The following is a 21,258-nucleotide window of genomic DNA, read 5'->3' as shown; positions in this document are numbered from 1 at the left end:
CGGCGGCGCGACCGTGATCATTATGGGGCCTGCTGCCGCGGATCGCGGCTCAGACCGCTTGTGCCGACAGCCAATTGCGCCAGTCGGCGACGAAATCGGCGCGGCTGGCGCCGAGCACGTCCTGCAGGATCTGGTTCTCGGTGACCGGGCTCTGCTTGGCCGCGGCGATCCGTCGGTAGAGCTCGACCAACCGGGATCGGTCGTACTTCTCGGCGACGAACGCGCACACCGACCACGCCTGTTCATACGTGGCCGCGGCGGCAGGACCGGTGAACGCGGCGTCCTGCGGGAGGTCTCGAGGCAGTTCGCGCTGCCGGAGCTGCGCGGTGAGCGTCGGAGCGACCTGGGTGAAGCGATGGCCGACGTGGGCGGTGTAGTCGGCGAAACCCTCGAGCATCCACAGCGGTGCGCCGTCTCGGGTTTCGGCGCGGGTGGCGATGTGGGTGAGTTCGTGCCGCAGCAGGGTACGCATGCCCGCGTCATCGAGGCGGCGTCCGGCGTCGGCGCTGAACACGATCCGCTGACCGGTCGGCGAGCTGCCCGCCACGAACGGGTCGGCCACTGAAGCGGCCGCGACCTCGGCGGACATGGTCGAGCCCGCGTGCACGAGACCGGCGAATTCGGAGGGGGAGGAGGCGACGACGACCAGCGCCGACTGCGCCCAGTCCGGGCCCCACACCTCGGTGACCGCGGTCGTGGCGGCGGCGAGTTCTTGTTGCAGGAGGCTGATTTCGGTGTGCTGCTCAGGGTGACCGACGACCAGGGATTGCTGTCCGTTTCCGGTCGTCACCTCTTCGGCGATGATCGGGCCGAACGGCTCGATGCTGCGGCGCACGTCGGCGAGTCTCGGGTCGGCCGCGGCGGCCTGACCGATGGCGTCGGCCGTGACGGCGCGCGGCGTCTCCGCGTGCTGCCCTTCGGCGTTCGGCAGCATGATCAGCGCACCGCAGAATCCGGTCAGCGCGACCACCATCGCGACGGTGAGACAGAACTCGAATCTCCGTCGTGCCAACCACCACGCGCGGACCCGCCGCATCTTCATAGCTTGTCAGTATCGCCGAGCGGAGTGGTACGGCGTGGTGGAGATGGGTGCCACCGCGACCGGCACACCAAAGGTGGAGGCGTGCACCATGAGTCCATTGCCTGCATAGATGCCGACGTGGGAGATGTCGGAGTAGAAGAACACGACGTCGCCGGGCTGCAAATCCTTCTGGGCGACCGGCGTGCCGTAGGACGCCTGCGCCGAACTGGTCCTCGGCACGCTCTTGCCGACTTGTTTGAACGCCCACTGGACGAGCCCCGAGCAGTCGAACTGGTGCGGCCCAGTCGCGCCCCACACGTAGGGGTCGCCGATTCGGGTGAGCCCGGCGGCCAGCGCGCTCGTTCCGCTGCCCGGCACCAGGCCCTGCAACAGGGTGTCGCGGTCGAAGCCGGGCGGGAACGGTGAACCGGCGAGCGCCGATTTGTCCTTCGCGGACAACGAGCTCCACGCCCCGACCACCTGGGCGATGGCGCCGCCGAGGTCGCTGCGTTTGCGTTCGAGATCGGCACGCACCGCCTCGGCTTTGTCTGCGGCAGAACGGGCTTCGTCGGCGGCCCGGCGCGCGAGATGCTCCGCGGCGTCGGCGGCGTCGGTCGCCTTCTTGTACAGATCGAGCTGCGCGGAGGTCTGCGCGGTCAGCACGTCCAGCGTGGACATCTGGTCGAGCAGCTGCTGCGGGGAATCGCTGACCAGCACGGCGAACAGCCGGTTGGTGCGGGCGCCCTGATAGGCGGCGATCGCGGTCCGATCGATGATCGGCTGGTACTTGCGCACCTCGTCGCGGGCCTGGTTCACCAGGGTGGTGGCTTCGGCCAGCTTGGCGTCGGCATCGTGCTGCAGCCCGAGCTTCGCATCGAGGTCTTCCTGGACACCGAGAGCCTGCTGGTTGAGCTGATCGGACTGGCGTGAGAGGTCGATCATCCGCTGCACGGCCTCCGTGGCCGTGGTCGGTAGCGCTACCGGATCGGCGCCCGCCGGGCTGCCGCCGCACAGGACGGTGGTGGCCAGAACTCCGGCCGCCAGTGCCCCTCCCACCAGACGGGTCGAGCGGTGTCGTCTCCGGTGTGCTGCCACAGCCTGCCGTGCCTCGTTCCTTGGTGAAGCGATCTCGTGAACTGACGCTTGTGAACCGACCCAGCACCTTCGAGATGCGCGAGGTTTGCCGATGGCGTGCCCCGGGTAATCCGAGAAGGTCTCGATTAGGTTACGGAACGGCCTAGGTCTGTGTCCAGTAGAGAACGAAACGATCACAACCGCGAACCGGCGGCCGGGCCGCACAATGCGGCCCGACCAGCGGTTTCTCAGAAGCGACGGGCTCCGGCGAACGGCATCGAGGAGATCGGCGCCACCCGCACGGGCGTGCCGGAGGTGGACGCGTGCACGACGTTGCCGTCACCGGCGTACAGGCCGGAGTGGCCGCCGCCGTAGAACGACACCAGGTCGCCGGGCTCCAGGTCGTCCATCGACACCGGCGTGCCCGCGCCGAGCTGGGCGCCGCTGGTGCGCGGCAGCTCGAGGCCTGCCTGGCGGTAGGACCACTGGACCAGGCCGGAGCAGTCGAAGGCGTTCGGGCCCGCCGCGCCGTACACGTAAGGGGCCCCCAGCTTGCTCATGGCGGCGTCGAGGGCCTCCTCGCCGATGGACTTCTTGGGTGCGACGAACAGCTGCGGCTGTGCGGGCAGCTCGATGCCGGGGATCCCCTGCGGGATCTGGATCTCGTTCGGCACCTCGAAGGTGCCGATGCCGGGGATGGTCACCGGCTGCGCCGATGCGGGGGCGGCCGGAAGCAGGAATGCGCCGATGGTGGCAGCGCCGACGGCCCCGGCGGCGACGGCACGTCGCTTGACGGATTTGGTCGTCATGATGCGGTACTCCCAATCTGCCCCACGACGCCGCACCCTGGCTGGTGCCGCGGACTTCGTGTCGATGCACCAGGTGTGGTGCGCCGGACTCCGTGAGGTCTCGAAAAGGTTACGAACACATCACGGTGGTTTGTAAAGTCGGACAACGGCAAATTGCGGACGCGCGATGTAAATCTCGTCTAAACGATGTGAGATATATCCCAGCAATCACGGAACGATAACAACGCGTTGTTATCGACTGGCGCCTCTGTCGCTATCTCGGTCAGCGGCATGACGACGCGCCGGTGTTTCGGTGTGAACCCGTTGGACATTTCCCCAGGTCGCTCCGTTCATCTCGGTGACATGTCAAGCTAGAAGACTGGTCGGTTGGGTAACTCGCCGCGATCGGCCGCAGCGCGCCGGTGGCAGCACCTCGGCACTGGGCGACACGCCCGAGCGATTGATGTCTTTTGTGCAACAATGTGAGCTGCGTCACTTTTCGGCGTTCTAGATCATTTTGTGGGTATCGAAACGAAAATCTCGAGGAGTCTGTCCGGCCGTTTTCTGGACTTTTAGGACAAATCGGACAGGGATCCGACCTTGTCGTACCCAGGGCCTACGCTCCAGCCCGTGTCCGACCCCGCGCCGCGCAAGGCCGCCGCTCAGCAGCTGGTCTTCGATGACCTCGACACGCCCCTCTACGACACCACCTTCGTGGTCGTCGACCTCGAAACCACCGGAACCAGCCCCGGCGCCGACGCGATCACCGAGATCGGCGCGGTGAAAGTGCGTGGTGGCGAGGTGCTCGGCGAGTTCGCCACCCTGGTCAACCCCGGTCGGGCGGTGCCACCCGCGATCGTTCAGGTCACCGGGATCACCACCGCGATGGTCTACGCGGCGCCCAAGATCGACGCGGTACTGCCCGGGTTTCTGGAGTTCGCCGCAGGCACGGTGCTCGTCGCGCACAACGCGCGGTTCGACATGGCCTTCCTGCGGGCCGCAGCGGCCGGCTGCGAGACCGCATGGCCGAGCTTCACCGTGCTCTGCACCGTGAAGCTGGCGCGGCGCGTACTCGGCAGGGACGAGGCGCCGTCGGTGCGGTTGAGTGCGCTTGCCCAGTTGCTCGGCGCGAGCACCCAGCCGACGCACCGGGCACTGGACGACGCACGGGCGACCGTCGACGTGCTGCACGCGCTGATCGGACGAGTCGGCAATCAAGGCGTGCACAGTCTCACCGAGTTGGTCGACTACCTGCCCGACGTCACGCCGCGTCAGCGCGCCAAGCGGTTCCTCGCCGCCGATCTGCCGACGAGTCCCGGCGTGTACCTGTTCCGTGGACCGTCCGACGAAGTCCTCTATATCGGCACCGCGGTGAATTTGCGCCGCCGCGTACGCAATTACTTCACCGGCTCGGAGACCAGAGGCCGGATGAAAGAAATGGTCTCGCTGGCAACCAGGGTCGACCACGTCGTGTGTGCGCACGCGTTGGAGGCCGGGGTACGGGAACTGCGATTGCTCGTCGCGCACACCCCGCCCTACAACCGCCGCTCCAAGTTCCCCAAGCGCGCCTGGTGGATCACGCTCACCGCCGAGCCGTTCCCCCGCTTCGCGATCGTCCGCACCCCGAATCGGGACGCCCTCGGACCCTTCAACTCTCGCAACGAGGCGGCCGAACTGGCGGTGATCATCGCCGAACACACCGGCCTGCGCACCTGCAGTACCCGCCTGCCCAGCCGCGGCAGGCACGAGTGCCCGCCCGCGATCGTCGGCGGCTGTCCAGCGGCAGGCGACGGAAGGGCTCTTGATACTGAGGAATACGCACCGGTCGCCGCGCGCGTGCGCGCCTTGTTCGCCGGCCGCTCCGACGCGGCGTTGCGCACCATGCTCGACCGCATCGAATCCCACTCCCGCGCCGAACACTTCGAGGCGGCCGCGCGCCTCCGCGACCGCACCGTCGCCGTGATCCGCGCCCTGCACCGCACCCAGCGCCTCACCGCCGTGGCGCGCATCGCCGAACTCATCGCCGCCCACCCCGACGGCGCCGGCGGATGGGAGTTCGCCGTCATCCGCTACGGCCGCCTCGCCGCCGCAGGCACCGCGGTCCGCGGCGTCCCCCCGATGCCCGTCGTCGAACGTCTGGTCGCCGCAGCCGAAACCGTCATCCCCGAGGGCGGAGTACACCCAATAGATAAGGCCTCAGCAGACGCCCATATAGATAAAGCCCCCAACGCTGCGCGTGACTCGATGAGCATGCGTTCAGGAGGGAGCCATGTGCACGCCGTAGATAAGGCCAACCCGGACGCTTATGCGGGCGAGAGTGACTCGAGCGCGCGTGCAGGGGAGGACGGCAGGCGTGCGATAGATAAGGCCACGGCCGACGCGCATATAGATAAGGCCCCAAATGACGTGCGCACCGGCGCGGGCGGCTCGATGAGCATGCGTCCGGACGAGCGCCACGTGCGTGCAGTAGATGGGTCCGTCTCCGACGCAGATGCGGGCGAGCGTGATTCGGAGAGCAGACGTGCGGGGGAGGGCGGCCTGCGCGCGAAAGGTGAGGTCTCAGCAGACCTGCGCAGAGACAAGGCCTCGACGGACGCGCACATAAATAAGGCCTCAAATGGCAGACGTGCGGGCAAGGGTGGCTCGGCGAACATGCGCGCGGGGGAGTGGGACTTGCCTGTAGATAAGGCCACGCTGGACGTGCGGGCGGGGGAGGGCGGCTCGCATATAGATAAGGCCTCGGTGGACGTCCGTATAGATAAGGCCCCGAGAGACCAGGGCGCGGGTGGCTCGGCGAACGTGCGCGCGGGTGGCTCGGCGAACGTGCGCGCGGGGAAGGGGGACTTGCGTATAGATAAGGCCTCGCCGGATTTGCGGGCAGGGGAGGGTGATTCGGTGAGCGCTCGGGTGGGGGAGGGCGGCTCGCATATAGATGAAGCCTCGGCGGGCGTGCGTATGGATAAGGCCCCACGAGACCAGGGCGCGGGCGACGGTGGGGCAGCGAACGTGCGCGCGGGGGAGGGCGGCTTGCATATAGATAAGGCCTCGGGGGATGTGCGGGTGGGGCAGGACGTTTTGGTGGACGTGCCGGTTCGGGTGGATGTGGGGTCGTGGGAGGACGTTCCGATCAATGTGCCGCCGTTGCGGGGGGCTTCGCCGGAGGAGGCGGGGTTGGTGGTGCGGTGGTTGGCTCGGCCGGGGGTGCGGATCGTGCGGACGAGCGAGGGGTATCGGGAGCCGGCGTATGGGGCGGCGCGGTGGTCGGGGTGGGCGGAGGCGGCTGATGCGGCGGCGAGGACCCAACCGGCCGAAGAGGAATACGTGAACCGCTTAGGCTGAGCGCATGATTACCGCGATCGTGCTGATCCATGCCGACAACGGCCGCATTCCCGAGACCGCGCAGGCCGTGGCGGACACCGAAGGTGTTGCCGAGGTCTATTCCTGTGCAGGCGACGTGGACCTGATTGCGATTGTGCGGGTGCGTGACCATGAGCAGATCGCCGAGGTGGTGACCGGGCGCATCGACAAGGTCGACGGCGTCGCACGGACCACCACCCACATCGCGTTCAAGTCCTACTCCCGCGTGGATGTCGAGGCAGGCTTCTCGCTGGGCGAGTGAAACCGAGCGGGCGGCCGACAATGCGCGGTCGCCCGATCAGCCATCAACACCAACTCGACGGCGTTGTGTCCGTGGAGAGCCCGCCGACTCGGCCCGACTGTGCGGCTGGCCGCGTGGAGATCGTGTCGGCTCGGCCCCGTGTCGAGGGGGTACTGGTGCAGGTGGCCTCTCGGGCGATGCCTGCACCAGTACCCCATGATCTTGAAGTCGTCCCCGCCGCACAGGGGCGGTGCTTGATGTACGGCGGGGACGCCTATTTCACCAGCTGTCGCTGGTGTCCGCGCACCGAACCGGTTGGCTCGGCTCGATCGCTTGCCGATGTTCATGCCGTGTGGAGAGCGCGCCGACTCGGGCCGGTTGTGCCGGGCTGAGGGTTTGGTGGCGGGCGGATTCCGCTGGCTCAGCCGATTTGGGCTGACTTGCTGGTGTATTGGCCTGCTTCGCCGGGGGCGAGCACACCGCTGGAATCACCCTCGCAGCCGGCGAGCGGGAAGAGGGTGACCACGCTGTTGGTGTTGTTCTCGATGGTGCGGGTGTCGTCGCTGCCGAGGAAGACGCAGCCCGCGTTGCCCATGTCTTGGTTGTTGACCAGCAAACTGCCGTCCGCCTGGGCCGTCGGCGCGGCGGCCAGCACGGCCACCACCGCGAGCACGCTGGGTAGTGCGCGAACGCTGCGACGCATGGTGTGCTCCTTACCAGTCGAAGGACCGGCGCACACCCGGACACCGAATCCGGGCGATTTGCCGGAATGTCGCTCCAACTTTAGTCCCGCCTGGCGGGCGAGGGAATGCCCAGGTCAGCGGTCGCCGAGCGTGACCGTCAGCTTGGTCCAGCGCTCGAGCAGCGCGGCAGCGTTGCCCGTGTCGATCGCCTCGGCGGCGCGTTCGAGGCCGGTCGAGAGCAGCTCGTGCACCTCGGTGTCGGCGTCGGCGGTGCCCTGCGACAGGTTGTAGGCGACGATCGCCGCCGCCGAATTCACCAGCACCGCATCGCGAACCGCGCCGCTGGTCCCGCCGAAGACGTCGCGCGCGACACCCGCGTTGACCTGTGCGTCGCCGCCACGCAGTGCGGCGAGGTCGACGCGGGGGATGCCGAGGCGAGTCGGGTCGATCGTGGTTTCCCGCATCTGCCCGCCGGACACCACCCAGGCGGCCGTGGTGTCGGAGGTGGTGATCTCGTCCAGCCCGTCGTTGCCACGCACAACCAGCGCACTCGCGCCGCGTCCCGCGAAAACGCCCGCGATCACCGGAAGCAGATCGGTGAACGCACATCCGACGAGACCTGCCCGCGGTTGCGCCGGATTCGTCAGCGGCCCAAGCACATTGAAGACAGTCGGGATGCCGATTTCCCTGCGCGCCGCACCGGCGAACCGCAGCGCGGGATGAAACACCGGCGCGAAACAGAACCCGATGCCGACGTCACGGACGCACCGTGCCACCGATTCCGGTCCGAGCGCGAGCCGCACGCCGAGCGCTTCGAGTACATCCGCGCCGCCGCTCTTCGAGGACGCCGCCCGGTTGCCGTGCTTGACCACCGGCACCCCGGCGGCCGCGACGACGATCGAGGACATCGTGGAGATGTTCACCGATCCGGACCGATCACCGCCGGTGCCGACGATGTCGACGGCGTCGCCGTCGATGTGCACCAGCCGCGCGTGTTCCAGCATGCCGGTGGCGAGGCCGGTCAGCTCGGCAGGCGTCGGGCCTTTGATCTTCATGGCGACACCGAATGCGGCGATCTGCGCGGAGGTCGCGTTGTCCGACATGATTTCGTCCATCGCCCAGGCCGTGTCGTCCGCAGCCAGGTCGTCACCGTCGGTGAGGGCCCCCAAAACCTGAGGCCAGCTGCGTTCGCTCATCTCGTCCACTTCTCCCTGTCACGCTGGCTCGCAAAGAGTGCTCGCGACGCGCGAATGCGCGCGGCTGCCCACCAGTTTGTCGCGAAGAAGCCTACTGGGCGAGGGCTTATTGTCACTGTTCGGTGGCAGTTCCATTCGTGGGGCGCGGCTGCAGTGCATCCCAGCCGTCGGCTGTGCCCTCGTGGCGTTGCGCGAGTCCGGCCATCCTGGAGCGTTCCTGCGAACAGTGCAGCGCGTCGAGCACCTGCACCCGTTGCAGGATCACCGTTTCCATGATGTCGGTCCCCGGCCCGCCGACCTGCGGCGCAGGCGCGTACCCCGCCTGCGCGGCGATCCCGCACACCGCCTCGACCTGCCCCGGCGGCACGCGCAGGTGATGACGCAGCACCGCGGGCGCGTCCGCGATCAACGCGGTCGCGCGCGCCAGTGCCGTCGAACAAGCCTCGGCGTCATCGAAACTCGCCACAACCACCACCAGATCGGCCCGGCTCGGATCCAGCGGCGCCGGACCGCTCCGTCCGAACCAGCGCCGCCAACCACGTCCCACATCGATTCCCATCTCAGGTTCCCCTTATCTCCGCATGCCATCCTGGTACCCGGCAATGCCGACACGCCCGACCGGTACCCGCGAGTTTTGCCGGAACGGGCAGCGGCCAGCCGCCGGATCGACCCGCTGCACCGAAGCCGCACATTCCGGCCGCTCGGGCGCGAGACGCACCCGTCCGCCGGCTACCGCCCCTGGTCGAATCGCCTAGGCGGTGCTGATTTTCCCGACCCCCGAACGGGTCGCGTCGCGGCCACCGCGAAACGATCTTCCCAGGTCGAGAGGTTGTCTGTCCGTGGGTCTTCCGACACGGAGACACAAGTTTCGCACCCGGGTACTTGTGTCGTACTACGACGAGTCATACTTACCCCCGTGACGACCGCAGTAGGGACCCCCGGATCGGCCATTACCCAGCGTGTGCACTCGCTGAATCGGCCCAACATGGTCAGCGTCGGTACCATCATCTGGCTGTCCAGCGAGTTGATGTTCTTCGCCGGCCTCTTCGCGATGTATTTCGTCGCGCGCGCGCAGGCCCATGGCAACTGGCCGCCGGAACCGACCGAGCTGAACCTTGGGCTCGCCGTGCCGGTCACCGCTGTGCTGGTCGCGTCGTCGTTCACCTGCCAGATGGGCGTGTTCGCGGCCGAGCGGGGCGATGTGTTCGGCCTGCGTCGCTGGTACGTCATCACCCTGATCATGGGCGCCTTCTTCGTCGGCGGTCAGGGCTACGAGTACTACCACCTGGTTCACGAGGGCACCTCGATTTCGAGCAGTGCGTACGGCTCGGTGTTCTACATCACCACCGGTTTCCACGGTTTGCACGTCATCGGCGGTCTGATCGCGTTCGTGTTCCTGCTGATCCGCACCAAGGTCAGTAAGTTCACCCCCGCGCAGGCCACCGCCGCGATCGTCGTCTCGTACTACTGGCACTTCGTCGACATCGTGTGGATCGGACTGTTCGCCACGATCTACTTCGTCCGCTGAGCCGGGCAACGCCCCAGTCTTTTGCACAAGTCGGTTCCGTCTACTCCAAAGGGACACAGATGAGTTCATCTCCCCCGTCAGCGCCAGAGCCCGCACGCAACGGGAACGGCGAGGCCAGCAAGACACGCAGGCAGCGCCGCCTTCGCCGTCGCATCGCGGGTGGGCTCGCGCTGTTGGTGGGCCTCGTCTCTGCAGGCTTCCTGGCAGCGGCCCTGACGCCGGACCCGCAGCGCGCGACCGCGCACGAGGACCAGTCCGCGCTGATCCGCGAAGGCCAGCAGCTCTACGACACGTCCTGCATCACCTGCCACGGTGCGAACCTGCAGGGTGTCGCGGATCGCGGCCCGAGCCTCATCGGTGTCGGCGAGGCCGCCGTCTACTTCCAGGTGTCCTCCGGCCGCATGCCGATGGCCCGCCAGGAGGCCCAGGCGATGCGCAAGCCACCGAAGTTCGATGCCCGCCAGACCGATGCGCTCGGCGCGTACATCGCCGCCAATGGCGGCGGTCCTTCGGTCGTGCGTGACGCGAACGGCGAGATCGCCCAGGAATCCCTGCGCGGCGACGACATCGCCCGCGGTTCGGAACTGTTCCGGATGAACTGCGCTTCCTGCCACAACTTCACCGGCCGCGGCGGCGCACTGTCCTCCGGTAAGTTCGCGCCTCCGCTGGAGCCTGCCAACGAGCAGCAGATCTACGACGCGATGATCTCCGGCCCGCAGAACATGCCGAAGTTCTCCGACCGGCAGCTCTCGCCGGAAGAGAAGCGCGACATCATCGCCTACGTCATGAACGCCAAGGAAGAGCGTGCCCCCGGCGGCTGGGACCTCGGTGGATTCGGTCCCGCGACCGAGGGTCTGGTCATGTGGGTGGTCGGCATCACGACGGTGGTCGGTGCCGCGATTTGGATCGGGTCTAGGTCATGACGGATAAGGAGCCAAACGACATGGGTCGGCCGGATGAGGGCCACGACGGCGGCGAGCCGTCGAACGAGCAGGCGAGCCGTACCCCGGCCGTTCCGGAGTCCGCAGGCCATGCGCTGACGGATCCGACCGAGGCGGAACTCGACGCGATGTCGCGGGACGAGCTGGTCAAGCTCGGCACCGAGCGGGACGGCGTCGACGTCGCCTACCGGCGCGAGCGGTTCCCGGTTCCGGGCACCCGCGCCGAGAAGCGGGCCGAGCGCGCGGTCGCGTTCTGGTTCGCGGTCTCCGGCATCGCCGCGGCGGTGCTGGTCGGCGTGTTCCTGTTCTGGCCGTGGGAGTTCAAGTCCTCCGGCGAGGACGGCCACGCGGCCTACTCGCTGTTCACCCCGCTGGTCGGTATCACCTTCGGTGTCTCGGTGCTGGTCATCGGCGTCGCGGTGGTGCTGATCCGTAAGCTGTTCATCCCCGCCGAGCTGTCCATCCAGGACCGGCACGACGGCCCGTCGCCCGAGGTCGAGCGCCGCACCCTGGTCGCCGAGCTGACGGACGCGCTGGACACCTCGACGCTGGCCCGGCGCAAGCTGATCACCCGCACCGCCGGTGCCGGTGTCGGTGTGCTCGGCATCGGCGCGCTGCTGGTGTTCGTCGGCGGCATGGTGAAGAACCCGTGGGCCAAGCGCGAGAAGTCGCCGCTGTGGGTGTCGGGCTGGACCCCGGACTACCCGGGCGAGACCATCTACATCCGCCGCGACACCGGTCGTCCCGAGGACATCGTGCTCGTCCGCCCCGAGGATATGGACGCGGGCGGCATGGAGACGGTGTTCCCGTGGAAGGAAAGCTGGCGCGGCCACGAGCACGAGACGCTGCAGTCGCTGCGCGGTATCCGCAACTCCGTCATGCTGATTCGCCTGCGGACCGAGGACGCGCAGAAGGCGATCAAGCGTAAGGGCCAGGAGAGCTTCAACTACGGCGACTACTTCGCCTACTCGAAGATCTGCACCCACCTCGGTTGCCCGACCTCGCTGTTCGAGTCGCAGACCAACAAGATCCTCTGCCCCTGCCACCAGTCGCAGTTCCTCGCGACCGAATGGGGTAAGCCGGTCTTCGGTCCTGCCGCTCGCGCACTGCCGCAGCTGCCGATCACCGTCAACTCCGAGGGATTCCTGGTCGCCAACGGCGACTTCATCGAGCCCCTCGGCCCGGCTTACTGGGAGCGTCGTTCATGAGCCCTTCTATGGTCGCCACCCAAGCCAACGAGATGGACGAGCGGTATCAAGCCGCGAAGTTCGTGAAGCGGTCGATCAACAAGGTCTTCCCGACCCACTGGTCGTTCCTGCTCGGCGAGATCGCCCTGTACAGCTTCATCATCCTGTTGTTGTCGGGCGTATATCTGACCCTGTTCTTCGATCCGTCGATGACCGAGGTCGTCTACAACGGCGCGTACCAGCCGCTGCGTGGTGTGACCATGTCGCGTGCCTACGAGACGTCGCTGAACATCACCTTCGAGGTGCGTGGCGGTCTGTTCGTCCGCCAGGTGCATCACTGGGCCGCACTGCTTTTCGCGGCGTCGATCATCGTGCACCTGTTCCGCATCTTCTTCACCGGCGCGTTCCGCAAACCGCGTGAGGCGAACTGGGTGATCGGCTGCCTGCTGCTCATCCTGGCGATGTTCGAGGGCTTCTTCGGCTACTCGCTGCCCGACGACCTGCTGTCCGGCACCGGCCTGCGCGCCGCGTTCGGCGGTATCACGATGAGTATCCCGATCGCGGGTACCTGGATGCACTGGTTGATCTTCGGCGGTGACTTCCCCGGCACGATCATCATTCCGCGCCTCTACATCGCGCACGTGCTGCTGTTCCCCGGCATCATTCTCGCGTTGATCGCCGCGCACGTCGCGCTGGTCTGGTACCAGAAGCACACCCAGTTCCCCGGACCTGGCCGCACCGAGAACAACGTGGTCGGCGCCCGCATCATCCCGGTGTTCGCCGCCGACCAGGGCGCGTTCTTCGCGTTCACCCTCGGCATCGTCGGCATCATGGGCGGCGTCTTCCAGATCAACCCGATCTGGAACCTGGGTCCGTACAACCCCTCTCAGGTGTCGGCGGGTTCGCAGCCCGACTTCTACATGATGTGGACCGACGGTCTGGCACGTCTGATGCCGCCGTGGGAGCTGTACATCGGCAACTACACGGTGCCCGCCGTGTTCTGGGTTGCGCTGATCATGGGCCTGGTGTTCACGGTGCTGATCATGTACCCGTGGATCGAGAAGCGGCTCACCGGCGACACCGCAGGGCACAACCTGCTGCAGCGGCCGCGCGACGTGCCGGTCCGCACCGCGATCGGCGCGATGTCCATCGGCTTCTACCTGGTGCTCACGCTGTCGTGTGTCAACGACATCCTGGCGCTGAAGTTCGACATCTCGCTGAACGCCACCACCTGGATGGGCCGCATCGGCCTGCTCGTCGTGCCGCCGGTCGCCTACTTCGTGGCCTACCGGTTCTGCATCGGCCTGCAGCGCAGCGACCGGGCGGTGCTGGAGCACGGCATCGAAACCGGTGTCATCAAGCGCCTGCCGCACGGTGAGTACATCGAGGTGCACCAGCCGCTCGGCCCGGTCGACGACCACGGCCACCCGATCCCGCTGGAGTACCAGGGCGCCCCGGTGCCCAAGAAGATGAACAAGCTCGGGTCCGCAGGCAAGCCGGGTACCGGCAGCTTCCTGCGTGCCGATCCGTGGCAGGAGAGCGAAAAGCACTTCGAGATCGAGCATGCCGAGGAGCACAAGCAGCTGAAGGTGCTGCAGCAGCGCCAAGAGAAGGAACACGGCGGCAAGCACAGCCACTGATCGCTGAACACGAAGGCCCCGAGTCGAATCCGACTCGGGGCCTTTGCTTTTGACGGCGGCGGCGGTGCCGCTGATGATTCGGCCGATGCCGTGACTACAGGCGTGGCGTGCTGCGGCGGGACGCTTCGATGGCTTCGAACTTCGCCAGGTTGTGGCGCGCGTCGGCCAGCGCGTCGTGTGCGTCCGGCGGGACGGGCGGCAGCTCGGGCCTGCCGTGCGCGTCCCAGTGCTGGCGCAGTTCATTGGTGTATCGGGGCAGGACGGTGGGCAGGTCGACCATCGAACCCCACAGCTGGCAGAGCGCCACATGGTCGTACGCGCCGACCCACGCCCACAGCTCCGGCACCACCGAGGACCGGGGCACCAGGAAGCGGTAGAGCTCGTCCCGGATCTGCTGTCGACTTCGCCACAGCGGCGAGGACGGCGACGGCAGCTGCGGCAGCACGTGCCTGCGCACCCACGGGCCGGCGCGATCCGGGTCGAATTCGGTGGATACCGCGTAGTATTCGCGCCCGTCCTCGCAGACGACACCAATGGAGACCAGGTCGATGACCTTGCCGTCCTCGATGAATTCGCAGTCGTAAAAGTATCGAAGCGAGATCGGTCCACTCCTCAGCAGTTCGGTGTTGCCCCCGCGATGTCTCGAAGAACCACCCTAAGTGGAGGTGGGCCGAGTCCGGTATCCGGGCTCGGCTCGACACGGTGGTGGGAGGACCCACCCCTACGGTGGGTACCACAGGCGTCCGAGTGGTCCGTATTCTGAACGGGTGAACTGGACCGTCGACGTACCGATCGATCGCCTGCCGGAATTGCCGCCGCTGCCCATCGAGCTGCGCAGGCGGTTGGACGACGCGCTGGCCCGCCCCGCACTGCAGCAGCCCTCGTGGGATCCGGAACAGGCCAGGGTGATGCGGACCGTGCTGGAGAGTGTGCCGCCGATCTGTGTGCCCGCCGAGGTGGAGGACCTGCGCGAGCAGCTCGCCGAGGTGGCGCGCGGTGAAGCGTTCCTCATGCAGGGCGGCGACTGCGCCGAGACCTTCGCCGACAACACCGAGCCGCATATCCGGGGCAACATCCGCACGTTGCTGCAGATGGCGGTCGTGCTGACCTATGGCGCGAGTATGCCGGTGGTCAAGGTCGCGCGGATCGCGGGCCAGTACGCCAAGCCTCGGTCCTCCGACACTGATTCGCTCGGCCTCAAGTCGTACCGCGGTGACATGGTCAACTCGCTGGTGGCCGATGCCGCGATGCGCGAGCACGACCCGTCTCGGCTGGTGCGCGCCTACGCCAACGCCAGCGCCGCGATGAACCTGGTGCGCGCGCTGACCGGCGCGGGCATGGCCGATTTACACAAGGTGCACGACTGGAACCGTGACTTCGTCGCGAAGTCGCCTGCCGGTGCCCGTTACGAGGCGCTGGCCGAGGAGATCGACCGCGGCCTCGCGTTCATGACCGCGTGCCGGGTGAACGACCCGAGCTTGAAGTCGGCCCGCATCTACGCCAGCCACGAGGCGTTGGTGCTCGACTACGAGCGCGCGATGCTGCGGCTCAGCGAGAACGCCGCAGGCGAGCCGGTCCTCTACGACCTGTCCGCGCACTTCCTCTGGATCGGCGAACGGACCAGGCAGCTCGACGGCGCGCACATCGCGCTCGCCGAACTGCTCGCCAACCCGATCGGCCTGAAGATCGGGCCGAGCACCACGCCCGAGCTGGCCGTCGAATACGTCGAGCGCCTCGATCCCAACAACGAGCCGGGCCGCCTGACCATCGTGTCCCGCATGGGCAACAGCAAGGTCCGCGATGTCTTGCCGCCCATCATCGAAAAGGTCCAGGCCACCGGGCATCAGGTCATCTGGCAGTGCGATCCGATGCACGGGAACACCCACGAGGCGTCCACCGGTTTCAAGACCCGCCACTTCGACCGGATCGTCGACGAGGTGCAGGGTTTCTTCGAGGTGCACCACGCCCTCGGCACCCACCCCGGCGGCTTGCACATCGAACTGACCGGTGAAGACGTCACCGAATGCCTCGGTGGTGCGCAGGACATCTCCGATCTCGACCTGTCCGGTCGCTACGAAACCGCCTGCGACCCGCGCCTCAACACCCAGCAGTCCCTCGAACTGGCCTTCCTCGTCGCCGAGATGCTCCGCTGACGCTGCTTTATCGCGAAATTTCCTGAGCCGCACTCTTTTCGATTCCTCGCACCCGATGCCGGATGTGAGAAGTCGAAAACTGTGCGGCTCAGTGTCTTTGATCCCGCAACGCGCGAAACGCGCTGTGCGCTGGCGCGATTCCGGCGGTTCGGATCAGGGGAGGGCGGTGAGGGTGACCGTGGAGCCCGCTTCGACGTTGGTGCCGATGCCGGGGACCTGACCGATCACCACGGAGCTGTCGGAGGGCGTGAGCTGTTTGACCTCTACCTGGAGACCGAGTTCGCGCAGCGCGGCTTTGGCTTCGCGGACGCTGCCGCCGAGCATCGCAGGCACTCTGACCGCGCTGGAGACGAAAAGCGTGACGGCCGTACCGGAGTCGACCGTGGTCGACCCCTCCGGGTCGGTGCCGATGACTTTGTCGCCTGCGATGTCCTTGTCGAATTTGAGCTGGGTGTCGCGGATCTTGAAGCCTGCCGCGGTGAGGATCTTGGTGGCGTCCTCGGTGGTTTTGCCGCGGACGTCCGGCAGTTTGAGCGGTTTGGCCCCGCTGCTGCGATAGACCTTCACCTGTGCGTTCATCGGAAGGACGGTGCCGGGGCCGGGGTCGACCCGTTCGAGGGTGCCTTTCGGAGCGGAACTGCCGACTTCGCCGGCATCCACCGGTTGCAGGCCCGCGTCCTTGATCAGCTGGTTGACCTTCGAGATCTGGTCGCCGCGATTGACGTCGGGCACTTTGGGTTTGCCGCTGGAGATGAGGACCGCGACCGTCGAGCCCTTGGTGACTCGCGATCCCGCCGACGGGTCGGTGCCTACCACGTTGCCGACGGGGATCGTGTCCGACGCCTTCTGTCTGATCTGGGTTTCGAACCCGGCCTCGCGCAGCGCGGCGACCGCGCGATTGCTGTCGAGTCCGGCGGTGGCGGGGATCGGCGAGAATCGGCCGAAGCCGAGCCACCAGCCGCCGATGCCGACGACCAGCGTGAGAATCGCCACAATGGCCACCCACAGCCAGACCGCGCGGCGGGACTTCGCGCGGGCCGGCGCATACGCCTGATACGGCGTCGACGCGTGCTGCTGGCGCACCGGTTGTTCGTCGTAGCCGTCCGGCGGGCCGTAATCCACCCGTGGGCGCTGGGCAGTGACCACCTTCGTGTGCTGCACGGTTGGCGGCGTGTACGGCTCGGGGACGGGCGCCGCGGCAGGCTGCTGCCCGTTGGGCGTGACAACCCGATAGCTTGCGCTCAAATGCTCGGCCGAATCCTGCGGCGCAGGCACCCGGTACGGCGGCAGGTTCAGTGTCGTGCCGATCTGGCGCAGCGCCGCCGCCATCTCGTTCGCGTCGGCGTAGCGGTGCGCGGGCTCGCGCGCGGTGGCCTTGGCGACCAGCTCGTCGAACTCCGGCGGCACGCCTGAGATGAACCGGCTCGGGCTCGGCACGTCGTTCTCGATGCGTTGATACGCGATCGAGATCGAGGTGTCGCCGGTGAACGGCACCTTCCCGGTCAGCAGCTCGAAAATCAACACGCCGAAGGCATACACATCACTTCGCGCGTCGGCCGTGCCGCTGGTCACCTGCTCGGGCGACAGGTACGCCGCCGTGCCGAGAATCACGCTCGCCGAGGTGGTGTTGGCCGCTGCCACCGCGCGCACCAGACCGAAATCGGCGATCTTGACCTCGCCCGCATCGGAGATCAGCACGTTCTCCGGCTTCACGTCACGGTGCACCAGACCCGCGGCATGCGCGACGCCGATCGCCGCGAGCACCGGCTCGGCGACCGCGCGCACCGCGTGCGGCGGCATCGGCCCGCGTTCACGCAGCAACTCGCGCAGCGTCCCACCCTCGACCAACTCCATGATCAAGAACGGATACTCGCCGTCGACACCCTGGTCGTACACCGCGACCAGCGACGAATGCTTGAGCTTGGCGACCGCGCGGGCCTCGAACTCGAATCGGGAAAGGAACTGCGGGTCACCGGCGAATTTCGGGTCCATCACCTTGATGGCGACCGGGCGATCCAGACGGGTGTCGACTCCCCGGAAGACCATCGACATGCCGCCGCGGGCAATCGGCGCATCGATGCGATAGCGCCCTTCCAGCATCTGGCCGATCAATTGATGTCCTCCGGCTTTCACAAAGTTCTCACCCCTCGCGGTTCATCCCACAAGCGATCGACCGCCCAGTGCGGCCCTCACGATGGTATCGACCAAACGCACCCGGGTGTCTCACGACTTGCGGCAGCAGACCGTCTACCGTTATCGGCGTGAGTGCATTTCCCTGCAGTGATGATGTCCTTCCGGAGTCGGTGGCGCTGTTGCCGCTACCCGAGGTGGCCGACAAGCTCGGGCTGGTAGTGACCCGAGTGCATCAGATGCTGCGCGACCACCAGCTGCTCGCCGTCCGTCGCGACGGTGTCGCGAGCGTCCCCGAACGGTTCTTCGACGACGCAGGCGCGGTCGTCAAGCCGCTCCCCGGTCTGATCACCGTGATGAAGGACGCCAAGTACACCGACGAAGAGATCCTCCAGTGGATCTTCACCGACGACGACAGCCTCCCAGGCAAGCCCATCGACGCCCTCCACGGCCCCCTCGCTCGCGAGGTCATCCGTAGAGCGGCCGCCGACCCGTTCTGAAAGCCGGGCGAGTAACCGCTCAGCGTCGTCGCTGACGGGTCACTGCCGCGGTGGTGAATTGCACCGCCGCCACCCCGAGTCGCCGGTGGCGGGGGACTACCGCGCGGTGGGTGAAGATGTCGTAGCCGGAGCCCTCTATGCGGTCGAGGATGGCTGCGTAGAGGGTGGCTGCGGTGCGGATGGCCGGGCGGACGCGGGGGTCGAGGAGATCGATGCCCGGTTGGGCCCTGCGGTAGATGTCGCGGTTGATCGCGATGAGGTGTGCCAGGGCTCGGCGCAGCTTCGGGTCGGTGTGACCGGTGCGGCGACAGTGCACGAGGAGATCGTGGTCGACGCCGAAGGCGGCGAGTTCGTCCGCGGGCAGGTAGACGCGCCCGCGGTCGAGGTCTTCGGCGACGTCACGAAGGAAGTTGGTGAGCTGGAACGCTTCGCCGAGCGCTGCGGCGGCGGGTTCGGCTTCGGCGACCGGGACGACGGTGCCGAGGACGGGAAGCACCTGGAGACCGATGGCGGCGGCGGAGCCTGCCATGTAGTCGCGGAGCTCGGCCATCGTGGCGTAGCGATCCCGGAAGCGGCTGGTACCAGGCACATCCATGCGCATGGAGTCCAGGAACGTCCAGAAGTGTTGTGCGGCAATGTCGTAGCGGCCGATGGTGTCGGCGAGGGCGAGCAGGACCAGCCGGTGCGGCTCGGCGGGCAGCGGCTGTCCCGGTGATTCCAGCGCGATCCGCAGGTCCTTCTCGATCAGGTCGAGTAGGTCGGCGGGGTCGGGTCGCTGCGGAAGGCGCTGGGGCGCATCGGTTTCCGCGTGGTCGACGATGTCGTCGACCAGCCGGGCGAACGCGTAGAGCGCATGGATCGCTGGTCGGCGTTCGGCCGAGAGCAGCCGGGTGGCCAGGAAGTAGGTGCGCCCGTGCGTGGCCGCGATCTGCTTGCATACGCGGTACGCGACGTCGAGCTGGGTCGACGAGGCGTCGCCGATCATGGGCGGGCTGGCGCGGCCGGTTCGATGCTCGGTGGCGCGGACCGCAACCGCAGCGGGTCCACCGTGCGCAACGACATCGCCGCCACCACGGCGGCGAAGGTCGCGGCCGCCACGTGCACGAAGTTGTACAGGCCGATGGAGCCGTCCGGCTGGAAGACCAGCATCAGCCAGGTGCAGATGCCGACCAGCACCATCAATGTTCTGGTGGACAGCGCGAAGGCGGCGGCCAACGCGAGCGGCCACGAGTAGTACCAGGGCAGCGCGGCGGGGGAGAGGATGACGATCGCGACGAACGCGATCAGGATCCCGAGCACCGCTTCGCGCTCGCTGTGCCGGAACCGCCACCAGGTCCACCCGAGGACGGCGACCAGCGCCACCGCACACAACACCCTGGCCACGTCGAGCACCGGCGCGAAGTTCAGCGGCGTCACCCAGGTGGTCGCGTGCGCCATGATCGTGGGCAGCGAGAGCCACTGGATGATCTTCTTGGACCCGGACAGTGCCGTCAGCCAGCCGATGCCGACGCCTGCGATGGCCGAGGCGGCCAGGAACACGATCGCGAATACGCTCAGGCCGAGACCGGCGATCTTGGCGAACACCATGGTCGGGTGTGGCATGTCTTCGGTCGGTTCGGCGGCATCGTGGGGCTGTTCGCTCTCCGGCAGGTGTTCCGGGTCGCGCCCGGCCCGGCGCGCGGCGCGTTGCTCGCGCTCGTGCAGCATCCAGATCCACACCAGGAACGGCAGCGCGACGCCGGCGGTCGCCTTGATCCCCACAGCGATGGCGAGCACAACCACGCCTGCCACGTGATGGCGTTCCAACACCAGCGCGATGGCCGCGCACATCAGTCCGACCATCAGCATCTCGTTGTGCACACCGCCGATGAGGTGGATCAGCACCAGCGGGTTGAGCACTGCGAGCCACAGCGCGACCGTCGGCTTGCCGCCGAGGTGCTTGGTCAGATACGGCACCGCCCACATCATCAACACCAGGCCGGGCAGCATCACGAAGCGCATGGCGATGGTGCCTGCGACCACGCTGTCACCGGTGATGCTGGTGATGCCGCGGCCGAGCAGCAGGAAGACCGGGCCGTAAGGCGCGGTGGTCGCCGTCCAGACCTCGCTCACGTTGTCCAGCAGCACACCCGGGTTCTTGACCGGCGGGTCGACGTACGGGTCGTAGCCGTCGCGCAGCAACGCGCCCTGTGCCAGGTAGGAGTACACGTCCCTGCTGAACATCGGCACCGCGAACAGCAAGGGGGTGATCCAGATTCCGACAATGGCGCGCAATTCGTTCAGTGTCACGCCGGTGCTTACCCACCCCGCCGGCTCCGCCGTCTGCCGTCCCCGAGCGTCGAGCCCGGTGCCTTTGCCGATGGTGGCGCGACCGAGCCGGACCCACGCCGTGATCATCAGCAGCACGCCGATCCAGATGACGATGGTCGACAGCGCGTAGCCGTGGCCGAAACGGAGCCACGAGAGGTGCATCGCCTCGAGCAGCGGATCCTGCCGCCGGGTGCTGCCTGCGCCGAAGCCGCCGACGGTGATCATGAGCGCGCCGTAGAAGCCGAGCAGCGCGGCATGCCCTTCCGGGCTGCGGAGGAAATCGGCGGAGGTGCGGAGCAAGGACCACGCACTCTGGGACAGGGTGCTCGCCGACGCACGTGGTGCTGCGGCAACCGACTCGGATCGCTCGGTGGCGGCCGATTCGCGCTTCGCCGCATTGCTCGGTGCGTGGCCGGTGGTGTCAGTCAATGGAGCCTCTGCGGCGCGCGTTTCGGGGGATGCCATCTGGTGTCGGTCCCCCCGAATGGTCAGCGGTCGCAACCGCACGT

General features: G+C 67.4%; 17 protein-coding genes and 1 pseudogene. 8 read left to right on the top strand and 10 right to left on the bottom strand.

The features are described from left to right. Positions 1 to 49 precede the first annotated feature (49 nt). The 3 genes from NA11_RS28530 to NA11_RS28520 form a co-directional block, all read right to left on the bottom strand. Complete coding sequence (locus tag NA11_RS28530; protein WP_069165107.1) at positions 50 to 1,042, bottom strand: hypothetical protein; 993 nt, start codon at positions 1,040 to 1,042, stop codon at positions 50 to 52. A 6-nt stretch (positions 1,043 to 1,048) separates the two neighbouring features. Then, positions 1,049 to 2,077 carry an NlpC/P60 family protein gene (locus tag NA11_RS28525; protein WP_069165106.1) on the bottom strand — a complete coding sequence of 343 codons (1,029 nt, stop codon included), beginning with the start codon at positions 2,075 to 2,077 and terminating at the stop codon, positions 1,049 to 1,051. 266 nt (positions 2,078 to 2,343) lie between these two features. Next, complete coding sequence (locus tag NA11_RS28520; protein ID WP_069165105.1) at positions 2,344 to 2,904, bottom strand: C40 family peptidase; 561 nt, start codon at positions 2,902 to 2,904, stop codon at positions 2,344 to 2,346. A 609-nt stretch (positions 2,905 to 3,513) separates the two neighbouring features. Between NA11_RS28520 and NA11_RS47360 the strand changes: the two are divergent. Next, positions 3,514 to 5,052 (top strand): annotated as a pseudogene (locus NA11_RS47360) (DEDD exonuclease domain-containing protein); the annotation flags it as partial. Positions 5,053 to 6,226: 1,174 nt separating this feature from the next. Then, positions 6,227 to 6,502 carry an Lrp/AsnC family transcriptional regulator gene (locus tag NA11_RS28510; RefSeq protein ID WP_069165104.1) on the top strand — a complete coding sequence of 92 codons (276 nt, stop codon included), beginning with the start codon at positions 6,227 to 6,229 and terminating at the stop codon, positions 6,500 to 6,502. Positions 6,503 to 6,902: 400 nt separating this feature from the next. Here the strand turns inward: NA11_RS28510 and NA11_RS28505 are convergent, their stop codons facing one another. The 3 genes from NA11_RS28505 to NA11_RS28495 all read right to left on the bottom strand — a co-directional run bounded on the left by NA11_RS28505 (position 6,903) and on the right by NA11_RS28495 (position 8,919). Further along, positions 6,903 to 7,184 (bottom strand): hypothetical protein, encoded by a 282-nt coding sequence (locus NA11_RS28505; RefSeq protein ID WP_069165103.1) that lies wholly within the window; start codon positions 7,182 to 7,184, stop codon positions 6,903 to 6,905. A 114-nt stretch (positions 7,185 to 7,298) separates the two neighbouring features. Further along, on the bottom strand, positions 7,299 to 8,360 hold the full coding sequence (gene trpD / locus NA11_RS28500; RefSeq protein ID WP_069165123.1) for an anthranilate phosphoribosyltransferase: 1,062 nt from the start codon (positions 8,358 to 8,360) through the stop codon (positions 7,299 to 7,301). Between the two features lie 112 nt (positions 8,361 to 8,472). Next, complete coding sequence (locus NA11_RS28495; RefSeq protein WP_069165102.1) at positions 8,473 to 8,919, bottom strand: hypothetical protein; 447 nt, start codon at positions 8,917 to 8,919, stop codon at positions 8,473 to 8,475. A 357-nt stretch (positions 8,920 to 9,276) separates the two neighbouring features. Here NA11_RS28495 and ctaE point away from each other — a divergent pair, with 357 nt between their 5' ends. The 4 genes from ctaE to qcrB are packed head-to-tail and all read left to right on the top strand — an operon-like array spanning position 9,277 to position 13,656. Continuing rightward, entirely contained in the window at positions 9,277 to 9,888 is a 612-nt protein-coding gene (gene ctaE, locus NA11_RS28490) for an aa3-type cytochrome oxidase subunit III (protein ID WP_069165101.1), read from the top strand. A gap of 59 nt (positions 9,889 to 9,947) precedes the next feature. Further along, on the top strand, positions 9,948 to 10,811 hold the full coding sequence (gene qcrC, locus NA11_RS28485) for a cytochrome bc1 complex diheme cytochrome c subunit (RefSeq protein ID WP_167837753.1): 864 nt from the start codon (positions 9,948 to 9,950) through the stop codon (positions 10,809 to 10,811). Between the two features lie 20 nt (positions 10,812 to 10,831). Beyond that, on the top strand, positions 10,832 to 12,037 hold the full coding sequence (gene qcrA, locus NA11_RS28480; RefSeq protein WP_281197107.1) for a cytochrome bc1 complex Rieske iron-sulfur subunit: 1,206 nt from the start codon (positions 10,832 to 10,834) through the stop codon (positions 12,035 to 12,037). Then, positions 12,034 to 13,656: a cytochrome bc1 complex cytochrome b subunit gene (qcrB, locus tag NA11_RS28475; protein WP_069165099.1), complete on the top strand. Its 1,623-nt coding sequence runs from the start codon at positions 12,034 to 12,036 to the stop codon at positions 13,654 to 13,656. The genes qcrA and qcrB overlap by 4 nt, the downstream gene beginning before the upstream one ends. A 94-nt stretch (positions 13,657 to 13,750) precedes the next feature. Here the strand turns inward: qcrB and NA11_RS28470 are convergent, their stop codons facing one another. Continuing rightward, positions 13,751 to 14,257: a polyadenylate-specific 3'-exoribonuclease AS gene (locus tag NA11_RS28470; protein ID WP_069165098.1), complete on the bottom strand. Its 507-nt coding sequence runs from the start codon at positions 14,255 to 14,257 to the stop codon at positions 13,751 to 13,753. Positions 14,258 to 14,423: 166 nt separating this feature from the next. Here NA11_RS28470 and NA11_RS28465 point away from each other — a divergent pair, with 166 nt between their 5' ends. Continuing rightward, on the top strand, positions 14,424 to 15,809 hold the full coding sequence (locus NA11_RS28465; RefSeq protein WP_069165097.1) for a class II 3-deoxy-7-phosphoheptulonate synthase: 1,386 nt from the start codon (positions 14,424 to 14,426) through the stop codon (positions 15,807 to 15,809). Between the two features lie 153 nt (positions 15,810 to 15,962). On the opposite strand, the gene pknB is transcribed toward NA11_RS28465, so the two are convergent. Then, complete coding sequence (pknB, locus tag NA11_RS28460) at positions 15,963 to 17,921, bottom strand: Stk1 family PASTA domain-containing Ser/Thr kinase (protein ID WP_245746239.1); 1,959 nt, start codon at positions 17,919 to 17,921, stop codon at positions 15,963 to 15,965. Between the two features lie 149 nt (positions 17,922 to 18,070). Between pknB and NA11_RS28455 the strand changes: the two genes are divergently transcribed. After that, entirely contained in the window at positions 18,071 to 18,439 is a 369-nt protein-coding gene (locus NA11_RS28455) for an Rv2175c family DNA-binding protein (protein WP_069165096.1), read from the top strand. 19 nt (positions 18,440 to 18,458) lie between these two features. On the opposite strand, the gene NA11_RS28450 is transcribed toward NA11_RS28455, so the two are convergent. After that, positions 18,459 to 19,424 carry a phytoene/squalene synthase family protein gene (locus NA11_RS28450; protein WP_069165095.1) on the bottom strand — a complete coding sequence of 322 codons (966 nt, stop codon included), beginning with the start codon at positions 19,422 to 19,424 and terminating at the stop codon, positions 18,459 to 18,461. Then, positions 19,421 to 21,178 (bottom strand): alpha-(1->6)-mannopyranosyltransferase A, encoded by a 1,758-nt coding sequence (locus NA11_RS28445; RefSeq protein WP_439957105.1) that lies wholly within the window; start codon positions 21,176 to 21,178, stop codon positions 19,421 to 19,423. Before NA11_RS28445 ends, NA11_RS28450 begins: the two co-directional genes overlap by 4 nt. Positions 21,179 to 21,258: the final 80 nt, after the last annotated feature.

It is taken from the genome of Nocardia altamirensis NBRC 108246 (genome assembly GCF_001612685.1).
Lineage (GTDB): Bacteria > Actinomycetota > Actinomycetes > Mycobacteriales > Mycobacteriaceae > Nocardia > Nocardia altamirensis.
This window is presented reverse-complemented; position numbering and strand designations above follow the sequence as displayed.